The following is a 12,122-nucleotide window of genomic DNA, read 5'->3' as shown; positions in this document are numbered from 1 at the left end:
ATGCGCCGCTCGCAACGCCTGATCGCAGCCGCAGTTCTGACAGCGCTTTGCAGCGTGCTGGCTGGGTGCGGCGGTGGCGGCATGTCCAATTTCGATCCGAGCGACCTGCTCGACTTCCTTGACACCAAGAAGAAGCTGGCCGGCGACCGCAAGCCGGTATTCCCCGAAGGCGTGCCCGGCCTCGAGCAGGGTGTGCCGAAGGAATTGTACAAGGGCTCGCAGCAGGAACAGCTCGATCAGCAGAACGCCGCGGCAGCCGCTGCCGCCCAGCCGGCCCCGCCGCCCGAGCCGCCGAAGGGCGCGAAGAAGCACGCCAAGGGCAGGGCGGCGCCGGCCGCGGATCAGGCGGCTGCTCCCGATGCCGCAGCCGAGGAGGGCGCGCCCGCCGCGCTGCCGCCGGAGCCGAAGCCGAAGAAGATCGTCCGCCGCCGCACCACCGCGCCACCCGCCGACGATCAGCAGGCGCAGCCTGCAGCGCCGGCCCAGCAGACCCAGACCACGCAACAATCCGGCGGCGCCTTCCCCGCACCGCTACCGAGTGGCGGATTTTCACGCTAATTGCGAGCGGGATTCCACCTCGCCCCGCCTGCGGGGAGAGGTCGGAATTCAAGCACAGCTTGAATTCCGGGTGAGGGGGAGTTTCAACCCTCTCCCCGTAAGAGCGGGGAGAGGGAGAAGATGCTCCATCATTTGCTTCGACCGCTCCCCATTCCTGCTGTAGTTCTTTCCAGCACCTTGACCCGCGGACAACAGACCGCGCCTGGATGATCCATGTCTTTCACCATCGCCATTATCGGCCGGCCCAATGTCGGAAAGTCGACGCTGTTCAACCGGCTGGTCGGCCAGAAGCTCGCACTGGTCGACGACGAGCCCGGCGTGACGCGTGACCGTCGCGAGGGTCAGGCCAGGCTCTACGATCTCGACTTCACCATCATCGACACCGCGGGCCTCGACGAAGGCGCCAAGGGTTCGCTGACGGCGCGGATGCAGGAGCAGACCGAAACCGCGATCGAGCTCGCCGACGCCCTGATGTTCGTGATCGACGCCCGCGTCGGCCTGACGCCGACCGACCGTGCCTTCGCCGACTTCGCGCGAAAAGCCAACAAGCCGGTGGTGCTGGTCGCCAACAAGGCCGAGGGCAAGCATGGCGAGATCGGCGCGATGGAATCCTACGCGCTTGGGCTCGGCGATCCCGTCCAGATCTCCGCCGAGCATGGCGAGGGCATGGGCGACCTCCACGAGGCGCTGAGCGCGCTGGTGCCGGAGACACCGGAGGAAGACGACGAGCTCGAGGATGACGAGGACATCTCGGAGGAGGAGGCCGCGCAGCGCCCGATCCGCGTTGCCATCGTCGGCCGGCCCAATGCCGGCAAGTCGACGCTGATCAACCATCTGCTCGGCGAGGAGCGGCTGCTGACCAGCCCCGAGGCCGGCACCACGCGCGATTCCATCGCGGTCGAGATCACCTGGCAGGGCCGCCAGTTCCGGGTGTTCGACACCGCTGGCCTGCGCCGTCGCTCGCGGATCGAGGAGAAGCTGGAAAAGCTCTCGGTCGCCGACGCGTTGCGCGCGGTGCGCTTTGCCGAAGTCGTCGTGATGATGATGGACGCGCAGAACAAGTTCGAGGAGCAGGATCTGCGCATCGCCGACCTGATCGAGCGCGAGGGCCGCGCCATCCTGCTCGCGGTCAACAAATGGGACCTCGTCGAGCGCAAGCCGAACCAGATCTCGCAACTGCGCACCGATGCCGACCACTGGCTGCCGCAGGTCAAGGGCGCCCCGATCGTCGCCGTCTCCGGCCTGATGGGCGAAGGCATCGACCGCCTGATGACGGCGATCCAGGAGGCTTATGCGGTCTGGAACCGGCGCTTGCCGACCTCGGCGCTCAATCGCTGGTTCGAGCAGGCGATCCAGACCAACCCGCCGCCGGCGGTCTCGGGCCGCAGGCTGAAGCTGAACTACATCACGCAAGTGAAGGCGCGCCCGCCGAGCTTCGTGCTGTTCTGCTCGCGCGCCGACGCGATCCCGCGATCCTATCTGCGCTACCTCATCAACTCGCTGCGCGAGACCTTCGATCTGCCGGGCACGCCGATCCGGATCACGCTGCGCGAGAAGGCCAATCCGTTCGCCCACAAGCGCAAACGCCCGTCGTGAGCGAAAGGTCGGAGGGCGACACGGTTGCTGTAGCGCAACCGCGCAGCGGCGCGGTGATCTTCATCTTCATCACGTTGCTGCTCGACATGCTCGCGCTCGGAATCATCATCCCGATCCTGCCCAAGCTGATCGAGGGCTTCGTCAACAACGACACTGCAAATGCGGCGCGCATCTTCGGCGTGTTCGGCTCGATCTGGGCCTTGATGCAGTTCGTCTGCTCGCCGATCCTCGGCGCGCTGTCCGATCGCTTCGGCCGCCGGCCGGTGGTGCTGCTGTCGAATTTCGGCCTTGCCGCCGACTATGTGCTGATGGCGCTGGCGCCGAACCTGATCTGGCTGTTCATCGGGCGGGCGATCTCGGGCATCACCTCGTCGAGCATCTCGACCGTGTTCGCTTATATCGCCGACGTCACCGCGCCGGAGCAGCGCGCCGCGATGTTCGGCAAGATTGGCGTCGCCTTCGGCGCTGGCTTCATCCTCGGACCGGCGCTGGGCGGCCTGCTCGGCGAGATCGATCCGCGGCTGCCGTTCTGGGCGGCGGCGGGTTTGAGCTTCGTCAACGGGCTGTATGGCCTGTTCATCCTGCCGGAATCGCTGCCCGTGGAGCGGCGCGCGCCGTTCAAATGGAAGAGCGCCAATCCAATCGGCGCGCTGCATTTCCTGCGCTCGAACCGGACGCTCGCCGGCCTGTCGCTGGCGACGTTCTTCGGCCAGCTCGCGCATGTCGTGCTGCCCTCGGTGTTCGTGCTCTACGCCACCTATCGCTATGGCTGGGACACCGGCACCGTCGGCGCGACGCTGGCGCTGGTCGGGCTCTGCGGCATGATCGTGCAGGGCGCGGCGATCGGCCCGATCGTGCAGCGCCTCGGCGAGCGCAACGCGCTGTTCCTCGGCCTCGTCTGCGGCGCCTTGGGCTTCGTGATCTTCGGCGCCGCGCCGACCGGCCAGCTGTTCTGGATCGGCATTCCCGTGATGGCGCTGTGGGGCCTCTCGGGCGCTGCGACGCAGGCGCTGACGACGCAGCTCGTCGCCGCCGATCAACAGGGCCAGTTGCAGGGCGCGACTTCAAGCGTGCAGAGCATGTCGGAATTGATCGGCCCGTTCCTGTTCACGCTGACGTTTGCGTATTTCATCGGCGATACCGTGCCGGTGAAGATGCCCGGCGCGCCGTTCTATCTGGCCGGCGCGCTGCTGCTGCTCGCGCTCGCCATCGCCTGGCGCACGACGGCGGCAAAGAGAGCGTAGGGCGGGCCGCCGACGGATCCACCACGAGACGCTCTATTCCGTCGCCGGCACCGAATGGTGCTCGTGCGTGACGCGCCACTCGCCGTCGACCTTGCGCAATCCGATCGTCAGCCTGAACTGGAACGTGGCATCAGGTGGCCCGCACCGCATCACCGCGACCGCGAAGGCCACATCATCGCCGGCCGTGATCGCGATCTCCTCGATATCGAAGGCGTAGGAGGGGCGATGATACCTGAAGAACAAGTCCCACGTCTTCCGGTATTCGTCCAATCCGCGTGACTGAAATGGCGGGGGAACGTCGAACATCACGATGTCCGGATCGTGATGGGCGAAAATGCCGGGATAGTCGCGTCTGCGGACGGCGTCCGTCCAGGCGTCGATGAGCGCCCTGATTTCGGTTTCCGCTTTCTGTTTCTGCTGTGTCATCGCTCGCGTGCTCCGAATGCTGGCTGATGCTTCGAGGACGAATGCGAGCGCGCCGATCCGACACGATGATGTGTCCGGCCGCACCGGGCGGATTGCGTCATATTGTCCATTTACAAACCATCCGGTTGGTTTATATAGGAGCTGATACCGGATGAAGACGCGCCTCGCTCCGGGGCGCGCTGCCAGGAGCAGCATGGTGACCGACGAGGCCGTTGATATCTGCGATGAATTGACCCGCTTCAGCGCCGCGCAGGCGGCGCTGCTGACGTCGCGCGGCCTTGTCTACCTGACCGACCTGAAACTCGATGGCGGCAGGCACGGGACGATCGTCGCGGCGAGTTATGCCGACGCGCAGGCCGTCGCACGCGCACGCGGTCGAGGGGAACGGGTCGTCGGCCGAATGGCCTACGGCTTCCTTCATGGCCTGCTGCAAAAGGTTCGCTTGTGCGCGTGAGCGATCGGATAGGTCGAAGACCGATTCCCGAAATTGACGCGTCTTCCGAGGGCGACACCGCCATTCCGGGGACGCCGTTCGCGCTGCCTCGCAGCGCTTGAGATTGACCGAAGCCACTGAGATACTGTGATCTCAAGCGACTCCTTCCTGAGTACACCATGGATAATCCTTCCCGTTCGGAACGCTCCCGCAACGCCGCACTCGACGCCGCGATCACCATCGTGACGCGCGATGGTCCGGGGCGCCTGACGCTGGACGCGATTGCGCGCGAGAGCGGTCTCAGCAAGGGCGGCGTGATGCATCAGTTCCGTACCAAGGAAGCGGTGCTGCGCGCCTTGCTCGAGCAGCAGATGGCGCATTTCGAGGAATTCTCGAACCGCTACATCGAAAAGGTACGCGGGACCACGGACCAGCCCGAGCTGTCGGCGCAGATCGCGACGCTCCGGGAGGCGATCTCAACGCCGCGGGCAGGGGCGTTCGCACTGTTGGCGGCGATGAACGAGAACCCCGAATTGATGGCGATGCCGCGCGATGTCGACATCAAGAAGGTCGCGCTGATGAAGGCCGAGGCGAGGGATCCGGATCTCGCGCTGCTGCGCTGGGCGGCGGCGCGGGGGCTGCTGCTCAGTTCGTTGTTCGGCATGTTGTCGCTGACCGAGGCCGAGCGCGATCGCCTGTTCGAGCGCTTGCTCGACGACAGCAAGTGGACCGCGATGGAGCAGGGCGCGTCGGAAGCAGCAAAGCCAGCCAAGACGACGGCGGCGCGCACGGCATCTTCGCCTCCGGCCGGCGCGCGCGCGGCAAAGCCCGCATCGGCGCGCAAGCGCCGCTGAATTCCCGGCGCCGCCGAAAGCACAACGCCGCCCAAGCGGAATATGGATCGCTTGGCGGCGTTGGATCGGCACCGGGCCCCTGAAATCCCCCGGCGATTTCTGCCGTACCACACGAGATGTCGCGGGTTTTGTGACAACGCGCGCCGCCATTCGCGAAGCCGCCTCGCCAGCCAACACGACATTTCGACCACCGCATTTTTCCGACGCGTCTCCTGCGATTGCAATTGTACAAACCAACTGGTCGGTTTTATAGTTGATCGCACTGAGGCAAGGTCTGGCGGCGCCCCGCGACGGCGAGCCAGACCGGCAGTGACGGCCGCAGCCGTACTATTTAGCCCCGGACGCGGCTGCGGCCGAGCTGCTCTTCCGCCCAGGTCGGATGAGGAGATTGGAATGGAGAGCTCGATCGCCGCGCGCGGTCTGGGAGCGATGGCGCTTTGCGTCCTCGCGGGAGGATGTGCCGCCGTCACGCCGGTGGCCTATTCGGAGGTGGCATCGTCGGCCTACATGACGCCGGACACGTCCGATTCTTCGGGACGTGTGCCGTATCGCTATGCGCCGCCGGTCGACTGGCGGAGCTACAACAAGGTAATGATCGATCCGGTCGTGATCTATCGCGGCGCGGATCATCAGTTCGGCGACATGTCCGAGAAGGACAAGCAGACGCTCGCTGCCTACATGCAGACCCGCTTCGCCGACAAGCTGCGCGGCCGCTTCACGCTGGTGAACGCGCGCGGGCCGAACACGTTCCGCCTGCGGCTGACGCTGACCGGCGCGGTCGCCAACACGCCGGTGCTCGGCACGCTGTCGCGTTTTGATCTGGCGGGCGCGGTCTACAACGGCGTGCAGGCCGCGCGCGACGGCGAGGGCACGATGACCGGCTCCGTCATCTATGCCGTCGAGATGTTCGACAGCTCGACCTCGCGGCTGCTCGGCGCCTATGTCAGCAAGCAATATCCCAATGCCTACGACATCAAGGCCAGCGTCGGCGATCTCGCCGCGGCCACCGCCGGCATCGACAAGGGTGCCGATGCCTTCATGGCGCAATTGAAGTGACACGCGCCGCGCGCGTCCGCAAACCATCCCGACGCTGAAAGGTCCTTTACCATGAACTTTCTGGTTCGCATGTTTCTGCGCAGCCTCGTCGCTGCCTTGCTGATGAGCTCGACCGGCCGCGCCGAGACGATTGCCCCAGCCGATCCCAGCGGCACCTGGCTGACCGAAGACGGCCGCGCACGCATCCGCCTCGAGCGCTGCGGCCCTGCGCATGACCGCATCTGCGGCTTCATCGTGTGGATGAAGGATCCGCTCGATTCACACGGCCAGCCGCTCCGCGACAGCTTCAATCCCGAACCCGACAAGCGGACGCGTGCGCTGCTCGGCCATCAGCTGATCCTCGGATTGAAGCTGACGCCGGAGGGCAGGTTCGACGGCGACATCTACAACGCCGAGGACGGCAAGTCCTATGCGGTCTCGCTGTGGCGCGACAAGTCCGACCGGCTGAAGCTCAAGGGATGCCTGCTCAAGCTGCTGTGCCAGACCCAGACCTGGACGCAGACGCTGGACGTGCAGCCGGGCCAGCTCGTCGGCCTGACCGGCGACGTCGGCGGCCCGCGCGCCGACAGGGAATGGGCATCGCTGCCGCCGCCCGTCAAGGCGAAGTCGGCGGCGAAGTAAGAAGGTGCAAAAAGTCATTCCGGGGCGATGCGTAGCATCGAACCCCGGAATCTCGAGATTCCCCGATGCGCAATTGCGCATCTGAGGTTCGCGCGTTGCGCGCCCCGGAATGACCGCTACGCGGTCACTTCTTCAGCAGCGGACAGTCGCTGGCCTCAAGCGGCTTTGCGGCGTCCTCCGGCGCGATCGTGGCGATCAGCTTGTAATAGTCCCAGGGATATTGGGACTCTTCGGGCTTCTTCACCTCGAACAGATAGGCCGGAATCAGGCGCCGGCCGTCGGCGCGCAGCGGGCCCTTGCCGAACAGCGGATCGTCGGTCGGCAATTCCTTCATCTTGGCGACGACCTTGGCGCCGTCATGCGGATTGCCGCCAAGCGCTTCCATCGCCTTGAGATAGTGCAGCACCATCGCGTAGTTGCCGGCCTGGGTCATCGACGGCATCGCGTTCTTGCTGGCCAAAGCAGAGAACCGCTTCGACCAGGCGCGGGTCTGATCGTTCATGTCCCAATAGAACGATTCCGTGAACGTCAGGCCTTGCGCGGTCTTCAACCCGAGCGAATGCACGTCGTTGATGAACAGCAGCAGCGCCGCGAGCTTTTGGCCGCCGGAAACGATGCCGAATTCGGCCGCCTGCTTGATCGCGTTGGTGGTGTCGCCGCCGGCATTGGCGAGGCCGACCACCTTGGCCTTGGACGATTGTGCCTGCAGCAGGAACGAGGAGAAATCGGCGGTGTTGATCGGATGCTTAACGCTTCCGAGCACCTTGCCGCCATTGGCGTTGACGACCGCGGTGGTGTCGCGCTCGAGCGCGTGGCCGAATGCATAATCGGCCGTCAGGAAGAACCAGGTGTCGCCGCCGGCCTTCGTCAGGGCCTTGCCGGTGCCGTTGGCCAGCATGTAGGTGTCGTAGGTATATGAAATCGTGTTCGGCGTGCAGGCCTTGCCGGTGAGGTCGGCGGTCGCCGCGCCCGAATTCAGCAGGACGATGTTCTTTTCCTTGACGAGATTGTTGACCGCAAGCGCCACGCCGGAGTTCGGCGTGTCGGCGATCGCATCGACCTTCTCGTTGTCGACCCATTGCCGAGCGATGTTGACGCCGACGTCGGGCTTGTTCTGGTGGTCGCCACTGAGGACGTCGATCTTCCAGCCCTTCTTGAGCAGGCCGGAATCCTCCACGGCCATCTTGATCGCGACCACGGAGTTCGGGCCGCCGATGTCGGCATAGAGGCTCGACATATCGTTGAGCACGCCGATCTTGACGGTCTTGTCCTGCGCGAACGCAGAAGTTGAAAGGCCGAGTGCGGCGCAAGCAAGAAGCGCGGCGCAGCGCCGCGCAAACGTCATTGTCATGAAATTCCCTCCACTGTCTAAAGCCCGGGCAGCCCTCTTGCGGAGCCTTTTTGCCGGTCGCTCAGGTTCCCGCTTACCCTTTCCGGGGGGAGGCGGCAATCCGCCTAAAGCCGGGTGGGCCTGCGTCGAAGCGTCATCCGGTGAAACCCTTACTTGAGCGCGTCGGAGGTCAGCTTGAATTTCTGGATCCGCTTTCCGGTGTCGACCTCGGCGGTATAGACGTTGCCCCTGGCGTCGACCGCGAGCGCGTGCACCCAGTGGAACTGCCCGGCGTTGCGGCCGTTGCGGCCGAAGCTGCCGACCACCGCGCCGTCGTCACGCCTGATGATGCGGATCTCGTTGTTCTCGCCGTCGGCGGAGAGCAGGTAGGTCTGCTTGGGATCGGGCCACAGCGCGATGTCCCACACCGCGCCGTTGCCGAGCGTGCTCTTCTCGAAGAAGAACTCCTTCACGAAGCTGCCGTCCTTCCTGAACACCTGGATGCGGTTGTTGATGCGGTCGCAGACATAGACCAGTCCGTCATCGGCGATCTTCACGCAGTGCACGGGATTGCCGAACTGCTGCGCGACCTGCGCCTTCGGATCGTAGGGTGGCTGCTTGGCGTCGTCGGGCTTGTTGCCATAGGCGCCCCAGTGCCGCTTGTAGGCGCCGGTGGTGGCATCGAACACGATGACGCGCCGGTTGCCGTAACCGTCGGCGACGTAGATCTCGTTGGCCTCCTTGTCGATCGCGGTCTCGGCGGGCTTGCCGAGCTGGGTGGTGTCGTTGCTGCCCTTGCTCGGTGCGATCGAGCCGATCTGCGCGACGAACTTGCCGTCGAGGGTGAACGTGAGGATCGCATTGTCATTGTCGGCGTTGCCGCCGATCCAGACGAAGCCGCGCTCGTCGACCTCGATACCGTGCTCGCGGCCAACCCACTCATAGCCGTCACCCGGACCGCCCCAGGACCGCAGCAGATTGCCGTCAGCGTCGAATTCGAGCACCGGCGGCGCCGAGACGCAGCATTTCGAGCGGGGCGGATTGAGGCTCGCGCCCTTCTCGTCGTCGGTCAGCGAGCGCGGCCGGTGAATCATCCAGATGTGGCCCTGCCAATCCACCGTGATGCCGCCGACCTGGCCGAGGATCCAGTTGTTCGGCAGCGGCTTTGGCCATGATGCATCCACGGTGAAGGTCGGGATGTCGCCGGCTTTCGCGGGGGTCGGTGTAGCGAAGAGGGCTGATGATGCGATGCAGGCGGAGAGAAACAATCCGGACAGAATGGAGCGCGCGCGATTGAACGTCGGCGTCATTGGTTGCCTCCCGAGATTTTTCTTGGCGGTCGTCCCGCTGGGAAGCGTAGTCAATCGTGGGGATGCGAGCGAGTCAATCGCAAGGAGGTGCGTAGCCCGGATGGAGCGAAGCGAAATCCGGGGCCGGTTTCTCCGCGTAGAGATTATCCCGGATTGCGCTTCGCTCCATCCGGGCTACGGGAGAGAGAGCCGCGCTCACGCCGGCGGCTGGAAGCTGCGCAGCGTGCGCGCCTTGTAGTCGTAGAGCTTGCCGGTCTCGGTCCATGCGGGCGAACACATCGGCACGATGAATTCGGCGGCCATGTCGGGCGTATCCAGCGTCATCGGGTCTTCGCCGGGAAACACCTGCGCGCGCATCCGGGTGCGGATCGGGCCGGGGCTGAACAGGTTGACGCGGAGCTTTGTGTTGGCGGTCTCGTTGGCCCAGGAGCGCACCAGTGCCTCCAGCGCGGCCTTCGAGGCCGCATAGGGGCCGAGATAGGCGTTGGCCTTGTGGGCCACGCCCGACGTCACGAACACCGAGCGGCCGGCGTCGGATTGGCGCAGCAGCGGGTCCATGCAGCGGATCAGCTGGAAGTTGGCGGTGACGTTGATCGCGAACACGTCGTTCCATGGTTTCAGCTCGATATGGCCGAGCGGCGACGACGGCCCTGCGGTGCCGGCATTGCCGACCAGGATATCGAGCTTGCCGTGGCGCTCATGCAGCGCAAGGCCGAGCCGCGCGATGCCGTCGTAATCGGTGAGCGAGAGCGGCACCAGGGTGGCGCTGCCGCCGGCCTTGCGGATCTCGTCGTCGAGCTCTTCCAGCCCGCCTTGCGTGCGCGCCACCGCCACGACATGCGCGCCGGCCTTGGCCAGTGCGACCGCGGTCGCATAGCCGATGCCGCGCGAGGCGCCGGTCACGAGGGCGATACGGGAGGCGAGGGGTGTTGTCATGTCTGTCTGTCCGCGTGTTTGCCCGGGGTATTACAGACGGAAATGCCCGGGACAAGCCCGGCCATGGCTAAAAGACATGGTCATTCCGGGATGGTCCGAAGGACCAGACCTCAGATGCGCAATCGCGCATCGGGGAATCTCGAAATTTGAGGCAAGAACGCAAGACAACTTCGAGATCCCGGGTTCGATGCTGCGCATCGCCCCGGGATGACGCTTCGCCTCAGCTCGCCTCCGCCAGCAGCGAGAGCTGGCGCGGCGGGGCCTCGGTTTCGCTCTGGTCGGTGAGGTGGGTCGGGTAGGCGCCGGTGAAGCAATGGTCGGCGAATCTCGGATTTGCCGGGTCGCGGCCCTCATAGCCCATCGCGCGGTACATGCCGTCGATCGACAGGAAGGCGAGCGAGTCGGCGCCGATGATGTCGCGCATCTCCTCGAGCGAATGGGTCGCGGCGAGCAGGCCGCCGCGGTCCGGCAGGTCGATGCCGTAATAGTCGGGATAGAGGATCGGCGGCGAGGCGAGGCGGAAATGCACTTCGCGGGCGCCCGCATCGCGCATCATGCGCACTATCTTCTTCGAAGTGGTGCCGCGCACCAGACTGTCGTCGATCAGGATGATGCGCTTGCCCTCGATCGCGGCGCGGTTGGCCGAATGCTTCATGCGCACGCCGAGCTCGCGCACGCTCTGGGTCGGCTGGATGAAGGTGCGGCCGACATAGTGGTTGCGGATGATGCCGAGCTCGAATGGCACGCCGGAATACTGGCTGTAGCCGACCGCGGCGGGCACGCCGGAATCCGGCACCGGCACCACGACGTCGACCTCGGGATGGCTCTCGCGCGCGAGCTGGGCGCCGAATGCCTTGCGCACGTCGTAGACCGAACGGCCGCCGACGATCGAATCCGGCCGCGCGAAATAGATGTATTCGAAGATGCAGGGCCGGGCCGGCTTCGGCGGGAACGGCTTGTGGCTGTGCGCCCCTCGCTCGTCGAACACGATGATCTCGCCGGGCTCGATGTCGCGGACGTATTTGGCGCCGATCATGTCGAGCGCGCAGGTCTCCGAGGTCAGGATCGGACGGCCGTCGAGATCGCCGAGCACCAGCGGGCGGATGCCGAGCGGGTCGCGCGCGCCGACCAGCTTCTTGTTGGTCAGCGCGACCAGCGCATAGGCGCCCTCGATGGTGCGCAGCGCCTCGATGAAGCGGTCGATGAAGCGGGTGCGCTTGGACTGCGCCACGAGATGCAGGATCACCTCGGTGTCGGTAGTCGACTGCATCATGGCGCCGCCCTTGACCAGCTCGCGGCGCAAGGTCAGGCCATTGGTGAGGTTACCGTTGTGGCCGACCGCAAATCCGCCGGCGCTGAGCTCGGCAAACAGGGGCTGCACGTTGCGCAGGATGGTGCCGCCGGTGGTGGAGTAGCGGACATGGCCGACCGCGGCGTTGCCCGGCAGGCGCTCGATCACCTCGCGGCGGGAGAAGGCGTCGCCGACCAGGCCGAGGCGGCGTTCACTGTGGAAGCGGCTGCCGTCGAAGGAGACGATGCCGGCGGCTTCCTGGCCGCGGTGTTGCAGGGCGTGCAGGCCGAGTGCGGTGATCGCGGCGGCCTCGGGATGGCCGAAGATGCCGAACACGCCGCATTCCTCGCGGAGCGTGTCGCCATCGAGGTCGGGGTGGTATCTGAGAGGGTCTTGCGGTTCGATCGGGCCGAGGTCGAGATCCATTTGGTCGGTATGATCCGAAGGGGTCTGCATCTCGTTCATCG

The 12,122-nt window shown here is 65.5% G+C and carries 12 protein-coding genes; 7 read left to right on the top strand and 5 right to left on the bottom strand.

Annotation, left to right across the window (positions count from 1 at the left end; genetic code table 11):
- The 3 genes from ACVWZM_RS43380 (at position 1) to ACVWZM_RS43370 (ending at position 3,398) form a co-directional block, all read left to right on the top strand.
- Positions 1-558 (top strand): hypothetical protein, encoded by a 558-nt coding sequence (locus tag ACVWZM_RS43380; protein WP_076831906.1) that lies wholly within the window; start codon positions 1-3, stop codon positions 556-558.
- A 213-nt stretch (positions 559-771) separates the two neighbouring features.
- Positions 772-2,154 carry a ribosome biogenesis GTPase Der gene (gene der, locus ACVWZM_RS43375; protein WP_456856325.1) on the top strand — a complete coding sequence of 461 codons (1,383 nt, stop codon included), beginning with the start codon at positions 772-774 and terminating at the stop codon, positions 2,152-2,154.
- Positions 2,151-3,398: an MFS transporter gene (locus ACVWZM_RS43370; RefSeq protein WP_057019856.1), complete on the top strand. Its 1,248-nt coding sequence runs from the start codon at positions 2,151-2,153 to the stop codon at positions 3,396-3,398. Before der ends, ACVWZM_RS43370 begins: the two co-directional genes overlap by 4 nt.
- Positions 3,399-3,431: 33 nt before the next feature.
- Here ACVWZM_RS43370 and ACVWZM_RS43365 read toward each other — a convergent pair whose 3' ends face one another.
- Entirely contained in the window at positions 3,432-3,824 is a 393-nt protein-coding gene (locus ACVWZM_RS43365; RefSeq protein ID WP_456856324.1) for a nuclear transport factor 2 family protein, read from the bottom strand.
- 193 nt (positions 3,825-4,017) lie between these two features.
- On the opposite strand from ACVWZM_RS43365, the gene ACVWZM_RS43360 reads away from it, so the two are divergent.
- The 4 genes from ACVWZM_RS43360 (at position 4,018) to ACVWZM_RS43345 (ending at position 6,788) form a co-directional block, all read left to right on the top strand.
- Complete coding sequence (locus ACVWZM_RS43360) at positions 4,018-4,278, top strand: hypothetical protein (protein WP_225159099.1); 261 nt, start codon at positions 4,018-4,020, stop codon at positions 4,276-4,278.
- 158 nt (positions 4,279-4,436) lie between these two features.
- Complete coding sequence (locus ACVWZM_RS43355; protein WP_456856322.1) at positions 4,437-5,111, top strand: TetR/AcrR family transcriptional regulator; 675 nt, start codon at positions 4,437-4,439, stop codon at positions 5,109-5,111.
- Positions 5,112-5,504: 393 nt separating this feature from the next.
- Positions 5,505-6,167: a DUF3313 domain-containing protein gene (locus ACVWZM_RS43350; protein WP_057019860.1), complete on the top strand. Its 663-nt coding sequence runs from the start codon at positions 5,505-5,507 to the stop codon at positions 6,165-6,167.
- 51 nt (positions 6,168-6,218) lie between these two features.
- Entirely contained in the window at positions 6,219-6,788 is a 570-nt protein-coding gene (locus tag ACVWZM_RS43345) for a DUF2147 domain-containing protein (RefSeq protein WP_057019861.1), read from the top strand.
- Between the two features lie 124 nt (positions 6,789-6,912).
- Here the strand turns inward: ACVWZM_RS43345 and ACVWZM_RS43340 are convergent, their stop codons facing one another.
- The 4 genes from ACVWZM_RS43340 to purF all read right to left on the bottom strand — a co-directional run bounded on the left by ACVWZM_RS43340 (position 6,913) and on the right by purF (position 12,111).
- Positions 6,913-8,139 carry an ABC transporter substrate-binding protein gene (locus tag ACVWZM_RS43340; protein ID WP_456856320.1) on the bottom strand — a complete coding sequence of 409 codons (1,227 nt, stop codon included), beginning with the start codon at positions 8,137-8,139 and terminating at the stop codon, positions 6,913-6,915.
- A gap of 149 nt (positions 8,140-8,288) precedes the next feature.
- Entirely contained in the window at positions 8,289-9,428 is a 1,140-nt protein-coding gene (locus ACVWZM_RS43335; protein ID WP_456856318.1) for a hypothetical protein, read from the bottom strand.
- Between the two features lie 195 nt (positions 9,429-9,623).
- A complete protein-coding gene (locus ACVWZM_RS43330) occupies positions 9,624-10,364 on the bottom strand; it encodes an SDR family NAD(P)-dependent oxidoreductase (RefSeq protein ID WP_253608930.1) in 741 nt (246 codons plus the stop codon).
- 220 nt (positions 10,365-10,584) lie between these two features.
- Positions 10,585-12,111, bottom strand: coding sequence for an amidophosphoribosyltransferase (purF, locus tag ACVWZM_RS43325; RefSeq protein WP_456856860.1), 1,527 nt, complete (start codon positions 12,109-12,111; stop codon positions 10,585-10,587).
- Between the last annotated feature and the right edge of the window lie 11 nt (positions 12,112-12,122).

It is taken from the genome of Bradyrhizobium sp. USDA 4501, from assembly GCF_054062115.1.
The sequence above is the reverse complement of the archived record's forward strand: the minus strand, read 5'-3'. Positions and strand labels throughout refer to the sequence as shown.

What these genes read in the sequence shown, in the direction of transcription:
- ACVWZM_RS43360 (WP_225159099.1), top strand. Translation starts at nt 4,018, where the DNA reads ATGGTGACCGACGAGGCCGTTGATATCTGCGATGAATTGACCCGCTTC.
- ACVWZM_RS43380 (WP_076831906.1), top strand. Translation starts at nt 1, where the DNA reads ATGCGCCGCTCGCAACGCCTGATCGCAGCCGCAGTTCTGACAGCGCTT.
- ACVWZM_RS43345 (WP_057019861.1), top strand. Translation starts at nt 6,219, where the DNA reads ATGAACTTTCTGGTTCGCATGTTTCTGCGCAGCCTCGTCGCTGCCTTG.
- ACVWZM_RS43350 (WP_057019860.1), top strand. Translation starts at nt 5,505, where the DNA reads ATGGAGAGCTCGATCGCCGCGCGCGGTCTGGGAGCGATGGCGCTTTGC.
- der (WP_456856325.1), top strand. Translation starts at nt 772, where the DNA reads ATGTCTTTCACCATCGCCATTATCGGCCGGCCCAATGTCGGAAAGTCG.
- ACVWZM_RS43335 (WP_456856318.1), bottom strand. Translation starts at nt 9,428, where the DNA reads ATGACGCCGACGTTCAATCGCGCGCGCTCCATTCTGTCCGGATTGTTT.
- ACVWZM_RS43365 (WP_456856324.1), bottom strand. Translation starts at nt 3,824, where the DNA reads ATGACACAGCAGAAACAGAAAGCGGAAACCGAAATCAGGGCGCTCATC.
- ACVWZM_RS43340 (WP_456856320.1), bottom strand. Translation starts at nt 8,139, where the DNA reads ATGACAATGACGTTTGCGCGGCGCTGCGCCGCGCTTCTTGCTTGCGCC.
- purF (WP_456856860.1), bottom strand. Translation starts at nt 12,111, where the DNA reads ATGCAGACCCCTTCGGATCATACCGACCAAATGGATCTCGACCTCGGC.
- ACVWZM_RS43355 (WP_456856322.1), top strand. Translation starts at nt 4,437, where the DNA reads ATGGATAATCCTTCCCGTTCGGAACGCTCCCGCAACGCCGCACTCGAC.
- ACVWZM_RS43330 (WP_253608930.1), bottom strand. Translation starts at nt 10,364, where the DNA reads ATGACAACACCCCTCGCCTCCCGTATCGCCCTCGTGACCGGCGCCTCG.